At 50.3% G+C, this 16,864-nt stretch carries 17 protein-coding genes and 2 pseudogenes; 6 read left to right on the top strand and 13 right to left on the bottom strand.

Annotated elements, in window-relative coordinates; all coding sequences use genetic code 11:
• Positions 1-509, bottom strand: a pseudogene (locus tag HYG93_RS18075) (IS4-like element ISAba1 family transposase); the annotation flags it as partial.
• A 97-nt stretch (positions 510-606) separates the two neighbouring features.
• Between HYG93_RS18075 and sdhC the strand changes: the two are divergent.
• Complete coding sequence (gene sdhC, locus HYG93_RS18080; protein WP_005005993.1) at positions 607-981, top strand: succinate dehydrogenase, cytochrome b556 subunit; 375 nt, start codon at positions 607-609, stop codon at positions 979-981.
• 1,296 nt (positions 982-2,277) lie between these two features.
• Here sdhC and HYG93_RS18085 read toward each other — a convergent pair.
• From HYG93_RS18085 to HYG93_RS18100, 4 genes are all read right to left on the bottom strand, one after another.
• Entirely contained in the window at positions 2,278-2,559 is a 282-nt protein-coding gene (locus HYG93_RS18085) for a DUF427 domain-containing protein (protein WP_003464986.1), read from the bottom strand.
• A 67-nt stretch (positions 2,560-2,626) separates the two neighbouring features.
• Entirely contained in the window at positions 2,627-2,899 is a 273-nt protein-coding gene (gene grxC / locus HYG93_RS18090) for a glutaredoxin 3 (protein ID WP_005005995.1), read from the bottom strand.
• A gap of 453 nt (positions 2,900-3,352) precedes the next feature.
• Positions 3,353-4,099: a ferredoxin reductase gene (locus HYG93_RS18095; protein ID WP_002118292.1), complete on the bottom strand. Its 747-nt coding sequence runs from the start codon at positions 4,097-4,099 to the stop codon at positions 3,353-3,355.
• Positions 4,092-4,694: a sulfite oxidase-like oxidoreductase gene (locus HYG93_RS18100; RefSeq protein ID WP_003464980.1), complete on the bottom strand. Its 603-nt coding sequence runs from the start codon at positions 4,692-4,694 to the stop codon at positions 4,092-4,094. The genes HYG93_RS18095 and HYG93_RS18100 overlap by 8 nt, the downstream gene beginning before the upstream one ends.
• Before the next feature lie 467 nt (positions 4,695-5,161).
• Between HYG93_RS18100 and HYG93_RS18110 the strand changes: the two genes are divergently transcribed.
• Positions 5,162-6,943 carry a transposase gene (locus HYG93_RS18110; RefSeq protein WP_372659268.1) on the top strand — a complete coding sequence of 594 codons (1,782 nt, stop codon included), beginning with the start codon at positions 5,162-5,164 and terminating at the stop codon, positions 6,941-6,943.
• Between the two features lie 94 nt (positions 6,944-7,037).
• Here the strand turns inward: HYG93_RS18110 and HYG93_RS18115 are convergent, their stop codons facing one another.
• Entirely contained in the window at positions 7,038-7,709 is a 672-nt protein-coding gene (locus HYG93_RS18115; RefSeq protein ID WP_198054698.1) for a phage integrase N-terminal SAM-like domain-containing protein, read from the bottom strand.
• A gap of 101 nt (positions 7,710-7,810) precedes the next feature.
• Here HYG93_RS18115 and HYG93_RS18120 point away from each other — a divergent pair, with 101 nt between their 5' ends.
• Positions 7,811-8,281: a DM13 domain-containing protein gene (locus HYG93_RS18120; RefSeq protein WP_039048263.1), complete on the top strand. Its 471-nt coding sequence runs from the start codon at positions 7,811-7,813 to the stop codon at positions 8,279-8,281.
• Between the two features lie 528 nt (positions 8,282-8,809).
• Here the strand turns inward: HYG93_RS18120 and HYG93_RS18125 are convergent.
• The 6 genes from HYG93_RS18125 to HYG93_RS18150 all read right to left on the bottom strand — a co-directional run bounded on the left by HYG93_RS18125 (position 8,810) and on the right by HYG93_RS18150 (position 12,638).
• Positions 8,810-9,103: a DUF1330 domain-containing protein gene (locus HYG93_RS18125; RefSeq protein ID WP_010591688.1), complete on the bottom strand. Its 294-nt coding sequence runs from the start codon at positions 9,101-9,103 to the stop codon at positions 8,810-8,812.
• Positions 9,104-9,161: 58 nt separating this feature from the next.
• A complete protein-coding gene (locus HYG93_RS18130; protein WP_005006001.1) occupies positions 9,162-9,593 on the bottom strand; it encodes a heme-binding protein in 432 nt (143 codons plus the stop codon).
• 72 nt (positions 9,594-9,665) lie between these two features.
• On the bottom strand, positions 9,666-10,679 hold the full coding sequence (locus tag HYG93_RS18135) for a zinc-binding alcohol dehydrogenase family protein (RefSeq protein ID WP_002118279.1): 1,014 nt from the start codon (positions 10,677-10,679) through the stop codon (positions 9,666-9,668).
• Positions 10,680-10,724: 45 nt separating this feature from the next.
• Positions 10,725-11,033, bottom strand: a complete 309-nt coding sequence (locus HYG93_RS18140; RefSeq protein ID WP_005006003.1) for a hypothetical protein — start codon at positions 11,031-11,033, stop codon at positions 10,725-10,727.
• Positions 11,034-11,124: 91 nt separating this feature from the next.
• The gene (locus HYG93_RS18145; RefSeq protein WP_002118270.1) at positions 11,125-12,093 is read right to left on the bottom strand and encodes a magnesium and cobalt transport protein CorA; all 969 of its coding nucleotides are present in this window, start codon (positions 12,091-12,093) and stop codon (positions 11,125-11,127) included.
• Positions 12,090-12,638 carry a glutathione binding-like protein gene (locus tag HYG93_RS18150; RefSeq protein ID WP_256733499.1) on the bottom strand — a complete coding sequence of 183 codons (549 nt, stop codon included), beginning with the start codon at positions 12,636-12,638 and terminating at the stop codon, positions 12,090-12,092. Before HYG93_RS18150 ends, HYG93_RS18145 begins: the two co-directional genes overlap by 4 nt.
• A gap of 45 nt (positions 12,639-12,683) precedes the next feature.
• On the opposite strand from HYG93_RS18150, the gene HYG93_RS18155 reads away from it, so the two are divergent.
• A protein-coding gene (locus HYG93_RS18155) for an IS3-like element ISAba22 family transposase (protein ID WP_085944217.1) occupies positions 12,684-13,849 on the top strand; the annotation gives its coding sequence in 2 pieces (ribosomal slippage) (positions 12,684-12,942 and positions 12,942-13,849; 1,167 coding nt in all).
• Positions 13,850-13,927: 78 nt separating this feature from the next.
• Entirely contained in the window at positions 13,928-15,280 is a 1,353-nt protein-coding gene (gorA, locus tag HYG93_RS18160) for a glutathione-disulfide reductase (RefSeq protein ID WP_002122354.1), read from the top strand.
• Positions 15,281-15,475: 195 nt separating this feature from the next.
• On the opposite strand, the gene HYG93_RS18165 is transcribed toward gorA, so the two are convergent.
• The gene (locus tag HYG93_RS18165; RefSeq protein WP_002114401.1) at positions 15,476-16,408 is read right to left on the bottom strand and encodes an IS5-like element ISAba12 family transposase; all 933 of its coding nucleotides are present in this window, start codon (positions 16,406-16,408) and stop codon (positions 15,476-15,478) included.
• A gap of 55 nt (positions 16,409-16,463) precedes the next feature.
• Here HYG93_RS18165 and HYG93_RS18170 point away from each other — a divergent pair.
• A pseudogene (locus HYG93_RS18170) lies at positions 16,464-16,676 on the top strand (DNA cytosine methyltransferase); the annotation flags it as partial.
• Positions 16,677-16,864: the final 188 nt, after the last annotated feature.

Genomic DNA, 16,864 nt, shown 5'->3' on the forward strand with positions numbered 1-16,864 from the left:
TTGATGTCTTGTTCAATTAACCATGTAAACCACTGCTCACCGATAAACTCTCTGTCTGCGAACACATTCACAATACGGTCTTTACCAAAAATGGCTATAAAGCGTTGAATCAAAGCAATGCGCTCTTTCGTATCTGAATTTCCACGTTTATTAAGCAATGTCCAAAGGATAGGTATCGCTATTCCACGATAAACGATTGCGAGCATCAGGATATTAATATTTCGTTTTCCCCATTTCCAATTGGTTCTATCTAAAGTCAGTTGCACTTGGTCGAATGAAAACATATTGAAAATCAACTGAGAAATTTGACGATAATCAAAATACTGACCTGCAAAGAAGCGCTGCATACGTCGATAAAATGATTGTGGTAAGCACTTGATGGGCAAGGCTTTAGATGCAGAAGAAAGATTACATGTTTGCTTTAAAATAATCACAAGCATGATGAGCGCAAAGCACTTTAAATGTGACTTGTTCCATTTTAGAGATTTGTTTAAGATAAGATATAGAATATCTCCATTATTGTCGCCGCCAGCCTTAGTTACAGCTGCTATGATGAATGAGATCGAAAACTGAAATCCCCCACTAGAATTGTTGACTGGAGTCAAAATGAATAAAAAGCGGCCGGTTAATCTTGATATTCGAACCATTCAGCTTCCTCTCACGGCGCTTACATCGATTCTGCACCGGATTTCAGGAATTATGCTCTTTATTTTTCTGGGACTGATACTGTATATGCTGAGCAAATCGTTGGAGTCAGAAAAGGGTTTTAATGAAGTCAAGGAGATTTTTTCTTCACCTTTCGGCAAAGTTAGTTTCTGGTTGGTATACTCTTCATTTATTTATCATCTCGTAGCCGGAATTCGACACCTAGTTATGGATGTGGGTGTTGGTCATACTTTGAAAGGCAGCAATCGCGCCTCTACTATTGTTTTAGTAGTGTCGGGTGTTTTAATGGTTGCTGGCGCCGTATGGATTTGGTAGCTGTGGAGTCGTAATGCGTATTTACAAGGACTAAAAGCGTCCTTTAAAGCTAACTTACGAAAGTATTTATAATCGACGGTTCACGCTTAAACGGTTGAATCCTTTCGGGCTTCCGAATAGCTGTTAGCTGAAAGCTATCATGAGCTAAGTTTTCTGTGCATCATCAAATGTGTTAATGGGAGCGCCATAGTACTAGGTACAAATATGGCTCTAGGACAATGTTAGATGTTTTGGATTTTGAGGCGGATCGCTCTTATCGAAGATCGTCTAATTCGCTCTGAAGCGCAGGTTTTTTGAAACTATCACCTGGTTGGCACACTGTGCGAATCAACATCAGATATGAGAAAGCCAATCAGGTGAACACTACCCTCGAGGGCTCATCTGTCCAGTTAAAGCCTCGAGTCTTTCTGGGTGCGCAAAAGACAAGAAGGTTATATGGGAAAATTATGAGGCCTGGATACCATGCGTCATGGGCGTGCCGATGCTGTGAGTGACAGAGCGAGAAGCAAGTGAAAGTCCCTGAAGTAGGGGCGGGATGCGCCCGAGTGGCATTTTTTGTCTTAAGGTAGATCGCGTAGCTGTTCTTCAGAATAATCTTCAGAGCGTTGACGACAGCCATCGCTGTGCATTCCTCAAGAATAGAATGTGTCGGAAGGGTGGCGTCATTGGTGTTAGTCATCGCTTAGGATTTCTCAATCTGGCTTACACGGGCGCCTGTACCGATATCCCCGCGGATGGCGACGTATCGATGTTGAATTCCTCGCCAGACGAAGTGCAATGAGCTGCGGCTATAGGCTTGCGCAGCCTTAGATAGCCGGCCGTCGCAGGCGCGCCGGTTGGCCGGGATCTTCTTCTGCCCGTCAGGTGTCCGGTCGGAACTCCAGCACGAACGCTACGACCTTTTCGGCGGACATTTCGCACGGCTTCAACAATGTCCTATCTGATGTAACGCGGAAGAGGTTGAAGCTGACAATGTCAGTCCCGTCCAACTCCCTGGCGAACAGACTGTTGCGACGTCCGTCCCCAGATCGCCGGACGATCAAGCTGAAACGCCGGCCTTCATAAGTCCCTTCTCTGTATCCCTCCGCAAGCTTCGCGAAAGCGGCATCGAACTCGGAATGCTCCATGTCATCCATCCTTATTGATAGAACAGAGGCGCGGCGGGTGCGAGACCGCCAGTGCCGGGTCGCGCTAAGGTGCCGGGCAGATTCCTGCAGCCGACGAGGCCCGGGGTGGGCAGGATAATTGAGATGTCGGCGCCCGCATGGCTATCAGCGAAGTCGTCCGTCCAGTCTGCTAGGCAACGTCCACGCCTTTCCAGAAAGCGATGTAATCCCGGATACCCTCGGCATCCGGAGTGGGGGCGGGATAGGTCCAAGCGGCGTTCACGTTGAGCGCGTCACCCGCGCGAACATGAAAGAAGCGCGCGGCGCCTTTGATCGGACAGACAGATGTGTGCGGGCTCATCTCAAGCAGGCTCAGGTCGACTCCTGACGGTGGGAAGTAGTGATTTCCCTCGACGATGACTGTTTCGTCGCTTGTGGCGATAGTAGTGTCTTTCCAGATGGCTGAGACCAACGGACTCTCCTTTTGTATTCATCAACCGGCGAAGGCTCGCGGGCTGGCTGCCCCAAGCCGCACCTCCTCAGGTGGCAGGCGGGTTGCGCCCGAGAAGTTTGTCGAGCTCGCCTCTGACATCGAGCGCGAATAGCTCATCGGAGCCACCGATAAGGGTGCCATTGATGAAGATCTGCGGCACGGAGCTTCGCCCCGACGCTTCCGCCATGGCCTGCCGGTGAGCCGGATCCGCCTCAATATCGAGCTCCTTCCATCGCACGCCCTTTTCCTTGAGGAGCGCCTTCGCTCGGCGGCAGAACGGGCACCAATTCGTGGTGTACAGCAATACATCAGTTGTCATATTGCATCTCCGGCAGTTGCACGCGGATCGCTGTCATGGCGTTGATCTCCAATTCGCGGCGTTCAAAGATGGCGACTGCACCTTGGCCGACATCGGAGCAGATGCTGACGATTGGCCGCTATCCAGGCGACATGGCCCAAAGTGCTTTCACCGCCAGGCAGAGGCCGCACGCGCCTCCTGTAGCGCCGAGCCGATGCTCTAAGGTAACCGAGCCTCGATTGGGACGGAAGCGGTCCCGCTCGAATCGCCCATCATGCTGGTCGAGCATATCAGGACGACGGATAGTGCAGGAACTTTCAAATTGAGCTTGATGTCGAGCCAGGTATCGCGAGCGAAGGCGTTCTAGAGGCCGGGGGGTACGAAGACTGTGTTCGGCAAAACGGTTCACGTTGATCGCCAAAGCTTCCCAGGGCGCACGTCTACGATCGGCGCGACGTGAGATAGCTCGCGCCGCTAGCCCCCGTAGCGCTCCGTCTTGATGATGGAGGCGTCCAAGCCCGCCAGCAGCGCGCTATCGGTTGCGATGTTGACGAATCCGTTAGACCCGCAGACGAACACTTGCGTCGGCTTTCCCTGAAGCCTGGTTAGAATTTCTTGGACCATCATGCCGTCGATCCGTCGCGCAAAGTCCGATGCGCGAACCGGTTTCTCGCGCGTAATCGCGAGCGCCAGGACGAACGCCGGATCGCTGATTTCGATGCAATGAAGTTCTTCTGAGAAGAGAACGTCCTCGGCGGTTCGTGCGGACAGGAGCAACGCTGTCGGAACGGCTTGGGCCAATGCGCGGCGCTGCCGGATCATTGCCATCAACGGCACGAGGCCGGAGCCTCCCCCGATCAACAGAACCGGATCTATGGCAGGCTCAGGCCAAAGGAAATGGCCACCGAGCGGACCGCGAACTTCGATTTCGTCACCAATCGCCGCGATGTCGTGAAAAAACGGCGAAACTTCGGCATCCGGCATGCGCTCGATAGCTATCTCGACGATCGGGGTCGAAACTGCCGATGACGCGATCGAGTAGCTGCGCATTGCACTGTAGCCGTCGGGCGCGGTCAGCCGGATATCGACGTGCTGACCTGCGGTGTGCGCGAACGGCTTGCTCAACCGAAGGAAGAAGCTCTTGATACTCGGTGTTTGCTGGATGATGTCGTCGATCACGCATGATTGCCACGAACGGACTTGCGCTTCGTTTTCAGTCATGGGTGTATCGTTGTTCGCGCCACGGATCGCCGTAGATGTGATAGCCGTGCAGCTCCCAAAAGCCGGCCTCGTCACGCGTCGTGAATTGCAGCGCATTCACCCATTTGGCGGATTTCCAGAAGTAAAGGTGCGGCACTAGAAGACGCGCCGGCCCCCCATGATCGCGGGAAAGTGGCTTGCCCGCATAACTGAGGGCGACCATCGCTTTCCCGGAAAGCAGATCCGTCAGAGGGACGTTTGTCGAATAATTATCGTAGCAGTGCGCCAAGACGAAATCGGTAGGCCGATCAAGCTCTGCATCTGCAAGGATGTCTTCAATGAGTACACCCTCCCAAACGGTATCCAGTTTGGACCAAGAGGTGACGCAGTGAATATCCTTTGTCACCTGGGTCTTTGGTAGAGTGTTGAATTCGCCCCAATTCCACGTTTTGACGGGCTTCGGACCAATTTTGACTGTGAATTTCCAGTCGGAGGGCTCTACCCTCGGCGTAGGGCCGGCCGACAGAACAGGGAAATCCTCCACCAGATGCTGACCTGGCGGAATCCGATCGGACTGGTCGCCTGAACCGCGACCGGTGAAACCTCTGGTGACCATAGTGACCCCTCTTGCTCGATACGGCAGACCGAAGCCGGCCTTCATTTCAGTACTCTGCGTAAAGCATTTGCCCGCACATCCGCCGAATAAGCCAATCGACTAAAAATCAGATACAGATGCTCTATCATCGTAAAAAATCGCGTATCGAACATAGCGTCAGGCCAGCATGATTCCCAATACCCAATGGCTATAGGGTAGATAACCCCAAGGCTGCGTACGCTGATCTGCGGTATGCGGAGCGGAAGTTGCAGGTTCGCTCTCAAACGGATGGGCAGCGTGCAAAGCTCAAGGCTCACCAGCGCATGGTTGCCCAGTTCGCGCTCGCCGGCAGCTTGAGTATATTAAGGACGAAATGTCGATCTGATCTATTCTGGCTTCAGGAAATAGGGAAAATAAGGTCGGACGTTCGCGCACCGTCGCGACGCGCGATCATCCACTAAGCTTCTGTATCGGGGTTGGAGGATCAGATGAACGAGATCGAACGACAAGCGCCTGAGCTGCGGGTGCAAAAATGGATTGGCAAAGATGGGGAAAGTATCGCGCCGTTCAAACTGTCAGATATCGGGCCCGGCCCGAAAATCTTGTTTGCCTTCCAGCATTGGTGCCAAGGTTGCCATTTGCATGGGTTTCCGACGCTACAAAAGTTGCATGCAGCGTTGAGCTCAAAAGACGTGGGGTTCGCAGTGATCCAGACCGTCTTCGAAGGAACGCATGAGAATACCTTCGAGAAGTTGCGCGTGAACCAGCTCAAGTATGAGCTTCCTATCGTTTTCGGTCACGACGAGCAACCGACCGGCTCGCCGTTTCCAACCTTCATGGAAGACTACCGCACACGAGGAACTCCGTGGTTTACGGTTATCGACGCTGGCGGTAGCATTGTTTTCTCGGACTTCCATCTCGACGCGGAGCTAGAGTATGGCTTTTTGCGTGTGCGCTGTGAAGATTGTCATCACGAGCGTTTGGTCGCTTTCAGCTGCAAACGGCGTGGTTTCTGCCCCAGCTGCGGTGCCCGCCGGATGGTGGAGAGTGCCGCACTTTTGGTGGATGAAGTATTTCCCGCAGAGCCTATTCGCCAATGGGTGCTGAGTTTTCCTTTCCAGTTGCGCTTTTTGCTGGCCCGTTACCCGGAGCTGATGGGCAAGGTCTTGAGCATCGTTTACCGTATACTCTCAACCCATCTGATTAAGAAAGCGGGTTTTACCAAGGCTACGGCACAAAGTGGATCGGTAACGCTCATCCAACGCTTTGGCTCCGCGCTGAATCTGAATGTACACTACCACATGCTGTTTCTCGACGGGATTTACACCGAAGACGGCCATGGTAAACAGCGCTTCCATCGGGTCAAAGCGCCGACCCACGATGAGCTGAATACCCTCGTCCACACGCTTAGCCATCGCATTGCTCGCTGTCTGGAAAAGCGAGGCGTATTAGAGCGCGATGCCGAGAATACCTGGTTGACTCTGGAAGAGGAGGAAGGCGATGTGCTGACGCAACTGCAGGGCGCATCAGTGACCTATCGCATCGCCACCGGTCCTCAGCAGGGGCGCAAGGTCTTCACCCTACAAACCTTACCGGGGCGAGAGAATCAGGCCGACACCAACAGCCGAGTGGCGAACTATGCCGGCTTCTCGCTACACGCCGGTGTCATGGCCGAAGCGCATCAGCGAGATAAGCTTGAGCGCCTGTGTCGCTATATCAGTCGGCCAGCGATCTCGGAAAAGCGTCTGGCATTGACCGCCAATGGACAAATCCGCTACGAGCTCAAAACCCCTTACCGCAATGGCACTACGCATGTGATCTTCGAACCACTGGATTTCATTGCCAAGCTAGCGGCTTTGGTACCCAAGCCTAGGGTCAACCTTACTCGATTCCACGGGCTTTTTGCACCGAACAGCAAACACCGCGTTCAAGTAACACCCGCTAAGCGGGGCAAAAAGCCCGATCAATCGGAAGGTCTCGATACTGGCTGGTGTGACAAGAGCCCCGCAGAGCGCCACCGCGCTATGACCTGGATGCAACGACTCAAGCGTGTTTTCAACATCGACATCGAGGTCTGTGAACACTGCGGTGGCCAAGTCAAAGTGATTGCAAGCATTGAAGACCCGAAGGTGATTGAGCTGATTCTTAATTACCTCAGGCAGAAAGCCGCTAAGGTTGACGCTGCCAAACAGCACGAATTGCCGCCAGAGCGAGCCCCGCCACTGACTCCCAGCCTGTTCGACCCATCGCAGACTTGCCTATTTAATTGACGCGCCTAAGTTCTCAATCCATGCACTGTCAGCCTTTGCGGCAGGCCGGTGGGGCAACTGTCGGCTAGAGATCCATTCGCCAGGCACTTTTCGGTCAAATCGACCAAAATACGACCTGCTTTAGGCGCTGTGAAGCTAAATTCTGGGGCTTAGGCAATAAAAATGAGCAGCAATTTCGGGTATGATACTTCAGCTTAGGGGTGAAAAGGTGCTTTATACTTCCTATACTCAAATCTATATCTTTAATGCGTAGTTGTAATAACTCTGTCAATCTCATGCCTGTGCCATAGAGCATTTTAGCCATTAACAGATGAATACCTGATAAATGTTTAAAAACGGACTGAACCTCTAGGTGTGTTAATGCTACAGGTAATCTTTTGGGTTTATTGGGTCGATTTAATTCTAGTAACCAAGGTAGCCCTACGCCAAGTACCTCCTTATATAAGAAAAGTAATGCTGAAAGTGCTTGATGATGTGTAGATTGTGAAACATTTCCCACGTTCACCAAATGTGACAGATAAGATTCCACTTCCAATCGACCCATCTCTTGTGGATGACGCATTTGATGAAAAATTACATAGCGTTTTATCCAACCACAATACGCTTGCTCAGTTCGATAACTCATATGCTTATAGCGTATACGTTGTCTAACTAAATCGAATAGTTTTGGGTGCTGAGTTGTCATCATATTATCCTTGTTATTTTTTTTGTTTAATGATAATTTTAGTTTAAATAAATCAATGCTTTTTGTTGTATTTTTAATCAAATAGGTGTCTTATGCAGCAAGTTTTTTTTTCATCTTATGTGTCACCTCTGCCGCATAAGAGTAGTTGGGCGTCTTCATCCAATCTGTGAGGCTTTCATCCAATGAAGAAAGCAATCCTTCTCGTTGTGTCTCATGTGTGCGTTCTCGCGGCGGGCTTCGCGCTTGGTGTCTATGCGCTTCCTATCCTTACCGCCCCTACTGCACCCACGCTAGCCGAAACCTCGCTAGCAGCGAGCCAAAGCATCTACAAGGGGGAGTTCCGGCGCGACCTCAAAGACAGTGACGCCCTCCATTGGGGGCAAGGCACAGTGAACGTGGGCTCAAAGAGCATTGCGTTCACCGGCAAGCTAGCGCCTGGCCCTGACTACAAGCTCTACCTATCTCCTGAGTTCGTGGAAACGGAAAAAGACTTTGCACGTCTGAAGCCGCAGATGAAACGCATAGGCGATGTTCGTACCTTCGAGAACTTCGTGGTTCCTGTGCCTGAATCAATAGACGTCTCGCAGTACAAAGCCGTCATCGTCTGGTGTGAGTCTTTCTCACAGTTCATTACTGCCGCTGAATACAGGTAGTCCATGCTCAGTGCAAAGACGCCCAACACTTCCATCGAGAGGGACGTCCAAGGGCTGTCGCCCTCGGCCGCCCCTCATGTCAAACGTTAGGCAATAAAACTATGTCATCATTTTCAGACTCTAAGGCAATCAGTGGCTACGCAGAAAACGCTACATTCGATAATCCCACAGAGCGACTAGTGAAGCAACTTGAGCAAGGTTAATCGTTGGAAGGTGGGCAATCATCCTGATTGCCACCCATCCCCTGATGCCCACTACAGGCGTTGCGCGCTGTAACTCTGTTGATCAGCGTGCGAAAACCCGGATCCGGATAGGAGGAGCGTCAACGATTGAATCAATCCGTTGGGAGAGGGCGGCTCCGCTCCGTCAGCTCGGCAATAGATAACCCATTCTCGCCGAGCAACTCTCTGATCCGATCGACGATATGAGCCCCTAGCGCCGCTGTCTTGGTCCCCCCCACAGATTCCCAAGATGCGAGTTCACACGCCGATACCTCGTGGTCAGCGCCGAAGTGCTTCTGTCGGTATGTCACCGCCGCCCTTCAATGATAAAGGCGCGGTAACGGGAACCGGCAAAGCGTTGAGCAGCGATGGTTTGGTAGGCGGGACTGTCATACCAGTCGCGAGCGGCCTGCATCGTCGGGAAACGCAAGATTACGGCCCCTTCGATGGGCGGCCCCTCCAAATGCTGGATCGCGCCATAAGCGGCGAGAAAGGTAACGTCGTGACCATCGAACGATGGTCCGACGCCTGCAGAATAGGTTGCGAGTGCATGTGGGTCGCTGGTTTCTTCCCGCGTAAAGACGACGAACGCTTCCATCATTAGGCCTCTCAAAGGTTGGATCTGTTGGCCATTACCACCGGTGATGGCCTCACAGTCGTCAGGCTGGCAACTGGAACCCGATTTTCATGAGTGCCTCGACGCACGCATCCTGATCCTGCTGATAGTTGCCTCCGGAGATGCCTATGCCGCCGATCAACTTCCCATCCTCCAGAATCGGATAACCGCCGCCGACAGCGACCATCCGAGGGCGATAGGCTAGCGGCGCCACTTTTGGATCGTTGGTCACATAGTCGTTCCAGACATGGGTCGGGAACCCAAACGAGGCGGAACTCCAGGCCTTGTCGATGGCAACATCGACGGTAAGGAACGGCGCATCGTCGGTGCGCTCGAACGCGCGCAGGTTACCGGTGGCGTCGACGACGGCGACGGCAGCCGGGATGCCGATGGCACGGGCCGCAGCGAGCGCCGCGTCGATGAGGGCGACTGCGGTTTCGCGGTTGATCGAGGCGGTGGCAATAGATTTGGTCATGGGATTCTCATCGCTGGGGCATAACCCGTTCGGCTTTTTGAGGTTGGACAAGATGTTTGGCGATCGCGGTCGTTAGAAGCCTTCGAGGACGATCTTGCCTTTAGCCGCGCCACTTTCGATCAGTGCATGCACCGTCTTCAGATTGGCGGCATTGATCGGCGACAGTCGCCGGGTCAGCGTCGTGCGGATTTTGCCGTCGTCAACCAGCGCTGCCATCGCATCCAGAATCTCGCCCTGCTCATTCATGTCGGGCGTGCCGTAGATCGACCGCGTGAACATCAGCTCGTGGTGGATCGACACCGCCTTGCGCTTGAAAACCATGATATCGAATGCCTTGGGATCGTCGATCAGTCCGAACCGTCCTTGTGGGGCGATCAGTTCGGCGATGTCGGCGACATGTTGCTCGGTATGTGTGGTCGAAAAGACGAAAGCGGGAGCACCGATGCCGAGTTCGGCGATCTGTGGCGCGAGCGGACGAGAATGGTCGATGACGTGGTGAGCTCCAAGCCCTCTTACCCACTCTTGGGTTTCCGGTCGAGAGGCTGTGGCGATGACGGTGAGGTCCGTGCGCTGTCGCGCGATCTGGACGGCGATCGACCCAACCCCGCCCGCGCCACCGATGATGAGGATCGCCTCCGCCGCACCGGGTACGGGCTTCGCCACGTCCAGGCGGTCGAACATCGCCTCCCAGGCCGTCAACGTCGTCAGCGGCAGCGCCGCCGCTTCCGCCCAGGAGAGCGACGCAGGTTTGTGACCGACAATCCGGGCGTCGACGAGATGGAACTCCGCATTGGTACCGGGCCGTGTGATCGATCCGGCATAATAGACCTCGTCGCCTAACTCGAACTGCGTGACGTCGGGGCCGACCTCGCGCACAATCCCGGCGGCATCCCATCCCAGCACCTTCCAATCGCCATCTGCCGGCGGCGTGCTGTTGCGGACCTTGTAGTCGACCGGGTTGACCGAGACGGCCTTCACCTCAACCAGGATATCGTATCCTGCAGCGACAGGCCGAGGCAGATTGATGTCGACCAGCGCGGCATCCGCGGCGATGGGTCCCGGAACCTTGTAACCAATGGCTTTCATAAATGTCTCCAGCTTGCTTGATCGGATGACGCGAATGCTCGTTAGTCAACTTCTTCTACATTGAGGTCCCGACTCTTGAACTGGGTCGCGGTAGCAGATTTCATCGAACACGTCGATCAACAGGCCTTTATGCTCTGTCGCCGGATCGGTGATCGCGTAGATGTTGGAGGCATCTTCGCCGTCGTCCCCGCTCTCGAGGCGCAACGCCGCATCGACGCGAATGCTGCATGCATCGAGGGTTGACCCTAGTTCGAGATCGACGAGATTGCCGTCCTTGACGCGGTATTCGCGGTCATAGCCGTTGGCGATGAATGACTGGACTGCTTCTAGAACGTCGGTCACCTGGGAGGTCATGGAAGCACCTTCATCTTGAACTGGATTGGACACGCTCGCGCACAAAGCGCGCTGTGACTCGGCGGACGGAGAAGCTCGCGAAGTGCGTTACTCATAGCCACTTGGCCTTCTTGAAGCGCATGAACAGGAGAAGGCAGAACACCGCTATCACTCCGAGCACGACGAAGTAGCCATATGGCGTGTCCAGTTCCGGCATGTGCTTGAAGTTCATGCCATATATTCCGGCGATCGCCGTCGGGACCGTCAAGATCGCCGCCCAGGCCGCGAGCTGGCGAGTGACCACACCGATCCTTTGCGCTTCCAGAAGGCTGCTGGCCTCGAAGACCGTGGACAGGACAAGCAGGAGGCCGTCGACCATGGACTGCACGCGGTGGACATGGTCCGCGACGTCGTGGAAATATGGTGTCATTTCGGCGCTGATGCAGGGAAAGTGGCCGCGAACGAGCTTTCGCACCAGCTCGGCCATAGCCCCGAGCGTGCGCTGGAACCGCGTGAGTTCGGACCTTAGTTCGAAGATTCGCGCCACCTCTTCTGGCCCGAGGAAATCGTGCAGCGACCGTCGCTCCATCGCCAGGACGTCGTCCTCGATCATTTCGAAGATGGGCAGATACTGGTCGACCACTCGGTGCAAGATCGCGTGCAGCACATAGTCGACACCCTTGCCGAACTGCGTCGGCGATGCCTCGAGTTGCTCCCGAAGTTTGCCCAGCGCTCCGGCATTGCCGTGCCGCACGGTGATAAGGTGATTGTGACCGGTGAAGATCGCCATCTTGCCGTAGCTGATCCGGTCGCCGACCAGCTCGGCGGTCTGGGCGACGACGTACAACTCATCGTTGTAGACCTCGAGCTTGGGCGGGCACAGCGGGTGCATGGCGTTGTCGATCGCCAAAGGATGGAGGTTATACGTCGTCTGGATCGCGCTGAGTTCGTCTGCGGTGGGCTCGCTAAGCGCGATCCAGCAGAAGCCCGAGCGATTCTCGTTTAGTTCGACGTGCTCATCGAGCCTGATTTCACGGACTCGCTTACCTTCGTTGTAATAATATGCGGCGATAATGGTCATGCAGGCCTCGCAGGAATTCGCAGGCCACGCTGTACAGCCGGTCGCGCCAGCCCGCGTTCGAGCCATGCCTGCACGTTCGAATAGCTACTTAGGCCGAGGATGTCGCCCGCTGCGTAGAATTCGACCAGCGCATTCACCCAGCCAAACGTCGCAATGTCCGCGATCGAGTAATCATCGACAATCCATTCGCGGCCCTCCAGCCGGTGATCCAGGACCCCGAGAAGACGCCTGGATTCATCAACAAAGCGCTGCCGAGGTCGCTTGTCCTCATAGTCCTTGCCGGCAAATCGCAGGAAAAAGCCTAGCTGTCCGAACATCGGCCCGATGGCCGACATCTGAAAGAACACCCACGCTAGGGTCTCGTAACGCTGGCCTGGTTCGGTGGAGATGAACTGACCCGTCTTGTCGGCCAGATAGAGGAGGATCGCACCGGATTCCCATAAGGCGATGGGTCTACCGTCAGGGCCAGCCGGATCGATGATCGCCGGTATGCGTCCGTTCGGGTTCAGCGACACGAACGCCGGTGATGTGTGCTGAAAAAACAGGAGGTTTTAACTTGGTAAACTAAACACACTCATCAGGAGTTTACCATGAGCAAGAAACACAAGACTTACACCACAGAATTTAAAGCTGAAGCCATCAAATTAATTGAAGCCAATCAAGGCAATGTCTCGGAAACAGCTAGACAACTTAGCATTTCAATGCAAACTCTTTCAAATTGGAATACCAAAGCAAAGGCTGGAACTTTAGCAGGTACAAAACAGTATTCACCTGATCTAAACGCTCTACTCGAAGAAAATAAAAAACTCAAACAACAGCTCAAAATAGCTGAAATGGAACGTGAATTTTTAAAAAAGGCAGCAGCGTACTTTGCCAAAGAAAGTCAGTAAGGTACGCCTATATGAAACAAAAAAGATATTCTTTTCCAATTACCTTAATGGCTCGATTACTTCATGTTTCAGTTTCATGTTTTTATGATTGGCTCAAGAGAGGCGTGAGCAAAAGAACGATTCAACGAAATCAACAGACGATATTGGTGAAAATAGCCCATGAGGAGACAAGGCAGAGCTATGGTTATATTCGATTAACCAAATACTTACAAGCTCAGGGCATAAAAATGAGTATGTACGCTGTACGTCAGATAAAAGCGCTGAACCACCTGTATTGTAAGCGACACAAGCGTTTTAAAAGGACTACGAATAGTGACCATAATCGAGCGATCTATGAAAACCTGCTGGAGCAACAATTCTCAATGACTAGACCAAATCAAGCATGGTCAAGTGATATTACGTACATATGGACTGTTGAAGGATGGCTGTACTTAGCAGCGGTAAAAGACCTTTACACGAAACAAGTGGTTGGCTATAGCTTAAATGAGCGCATGACAGCACAGCTTGTTTGTAATGCGCTAAATATGGCTATTCACAATCAAAAACCAACCAAAGAACTGATTGTGCATTCAGACAGAGGAAGTCAATATTGCAGCCATGAATATCGAAATATACTTGAGCAATATGGTTTTCAAGGTTCAATGAGCAAGCGCGGAGACTGTTACGATAATGCACCGATTGAAAGCTTTTGGGGAATACTGAAAAATGAGTTAGTGCATCATTACAACTATCAAACCAGAGAAGAAGCCAAAGCAGATATTATAAAATACATTGAATTATTTTATAATCATCGAAGAATTCAAAAGGGTTTGGGTTTTAAGACACCAAATCAAATGGCCGAAGACTTTTATAAGTTGGCTGCCTAGAATCTCCCAAGGGAAAGTCTCCTGATAATTCAGCGTATATCATTAACTTTTTAAATCTAAAAAACAGGAATTTCATTTATGTCTAAACACTATGATTATATTGCGATTGGCGGAGGCAGTGGCGGTATTGCATCAGTCAATCGTGCTGCCATGTATGGTAAGAAATGTGCACTGATAGAAATGGGTGATATTGGTGGAACCTGTGTCAACGTAGGATGTGTTCCTAAAAAAGTGATGTGGTATTCAGCTCAAATTGCCGATGCGATTCATAAATATGGTCCTGACTATGGCTTTAATACAGAATTGAAATCCTTTAACTGGAAGAAATTAGTTGAAAACAGACAAGCCTATATCAGCCGAATACATACATCGTATGACACAGGACTAGCTAAAAATAATGTTGATGTCATTCGAGGTTTTGCAAAATTTTTAGATGCTCAAACAATTGAAGTAAATGGTGAAACGTACACAGCTGACCATATTTTAATTGCTACGGGGACTCAAGCATTCAAACCTGAAATTGAAGGTGCTGAATATGGTATTGATTCCAATGGTTTCTTCGGATTAGAACACTTACCGAAGCGGACTGCTATTGTTGGTTCTGGCTATATTGCTGTGGAATTGGCAGGTGTTCTTAATGCATTGGGTTCGAATGTACAATTATTTATTCGTAAACATCAGCCTTTGCGTGGATTAGATCATTTCCTTGGTAAAACACTATTAGAGAATATGCGCAGTGAAAATATTAACGTGCATACTCATAGTCAGATTAACAAAGTGACTAAAGTTCAAGATAACTCACTTGTATTACACCTAGAAGATGGTACAGAACATAGTGTAGATTGCTTGATTTGGGCAATTGGTAGAAAACCTGCAACTGAAGCGATCAATCTTAATAAGACTCAAGTTCAATTGAACGAGAATCGCTTTATTCATGTTGATGCATATCAAAATACAACACAGTCTGGCATTTATGCAGTGGGTGATATTACAGGTAAAGTCGAGTTAACACCTGTTGCTGTGGCAGCGGGTCGAAGACTGTCTGAACGTTTATTTAACAATAAGCCAAATGAACATTTAGATTATGAAAATATTCCGACTGTGGTGTTTAGTCACCCACCTATTGGAACAGTTGGATTAACCGAAGATCAAGCCATAGAAAAATTTGGTAAAGATGCCATCAAAATTTATAGTTCTTCCTTTACATCCATGTATACAGCGATAACAGAACATCGACAACTCACAAAAATGAAATTAATTTGTGTAGGAACTGATGAGAAAGTGGTCGGAATTCATGGTATTGGATACGGTATGGATGAAATTCTGCAAGGCTTTGCTGTTGCTTTAAAAATGGGAGCAACTAAAAAAGACTTCGATAACACTTTAGCAATTCATCCGACTTCTGCTGAAGAATTCGTCACAATGCGTTAATCATTGATCATCTAAAAGAGCATTTATTTATATATTTGCTCTTATTTTTATATTCTATATCCAAATTATGAACTTTCAACAACTTAGAATTATTAGAGAACTCACTCAACATAATCTCAATTTATCACAAACAGCACATGCTCGGCTTTGTTGCACAAAGATTTGAAATGCAAAGCGCCCCTAATTGAGCCAAATTTAAGGCGTAACTTGGGTAAGTGGTCGACCTAATTCCGTAAATCTGTTAAGGACTGCTACACGTGCATGGATCTCATTCACTTGGCTATCAAAACTCCTTGCACTGAGTTTATCTCCTAATAATTTGATGCAATGCATCTTAGTTTCAACCAAACTTCGCCGATGATAGCCTGACCATTTTTTCCATAGTGTCCTGCCTAAACGTTTAATTGTTCGAAGTAATTCATTTCGCTCTAGCGAGCTACTCTTTGTATCTTTCCATGGTTTCGCATTTTTTCTAGGTGGAATCACCGCATGCGCTTGCCGATCTGCAATGACCTGACGGCATTGCTTGGTGTCATAAGCTCCATCGGTATAAACAGAGTTAATCCGCTCATCTTGTGGAATCTGATTAAGTAAATCACCAAGCACCTGTGAATCACTGACATTATTGGTTGTAAGCTGAACTGCTCGTATTTGCAGGGTTTTAGCATCTATACCAATATGAAGTTTACGCCATTGGCGACGATATTCAGGTCCATGTTTCTTGCGTTTCCATTCGCCCTCACCTAGAAACTTCATGCCTGTAGAGTCCATGAGTAGATGCAGCCCATCGCTACTTTTTTGGTAGCTGATTACAATATCAATATGCTTTTGTCTTCTACAAAGCGTGGTGTAATCTGGAGCTATCCAATTTAATCCGCAAAGTTTAATCAGACTTTGCACAAAGCCAGTGACCATACGTAAAGACAGACGGAATAAGGATTTAATCATTAAGCAGCATTGGATGGCTGCGTCGGAGTAGGTTTGATTTCGCCCTTGTTTGCCTTTTGATGGCGCATACCATTGCGTAGCAGGATCAAACCAAATGGCAATATTTCCGCGACTCATGAGTGCTCGGTTATATGCGGGCCAATTGGTTGTGCGGTAGATTTTGTGTGTAGGCTTCTTCATTTGAAAATTATATCGCTGAAAAACCCTTTACAGATAGGTTTGTGCAACAAAGCCCTTTAGAATGCTTCAACCATTTGAACTTTATAAGGCTCAAGGCTTTCCGCATGATTATATTTTCAGTTATGGACATGATGAAAATAACCAACAATTGAAGTTAACTAAACAAGACCAATATCGTATGGTCGGTAACTCAGTACCACCTGATTTATCTTATGCACTGGTTCTGGCCAACTTTACTCATGAACAGGAATATAGTCTGGCCTCATAAGGCTATTTGCATTCTATAAATTATGAGTTAAAAAAAGAGGTCCCTAATGACCTCTTTTTAAGGTAAGCATCCGGCTAACACAGCCTTACCAAGCGATCCTATAAGCCTTAATTTAGTTCCCACCTAAAAACAAGTGGGGACTTAATCCATGAACATGGATATATATTCAGCAACACCTCCTGTTGCTA

It is taken from the genome of Acinetobacter sp. SwsAc6 (assembly GCF_013391565.1).
Lineage (GTDB): Bacteria > Pseudomonadota > Gammaproteobacteria > Pseudomonadales > Moraxellaceae > Acinetobacter > Acinetobacter cumulans.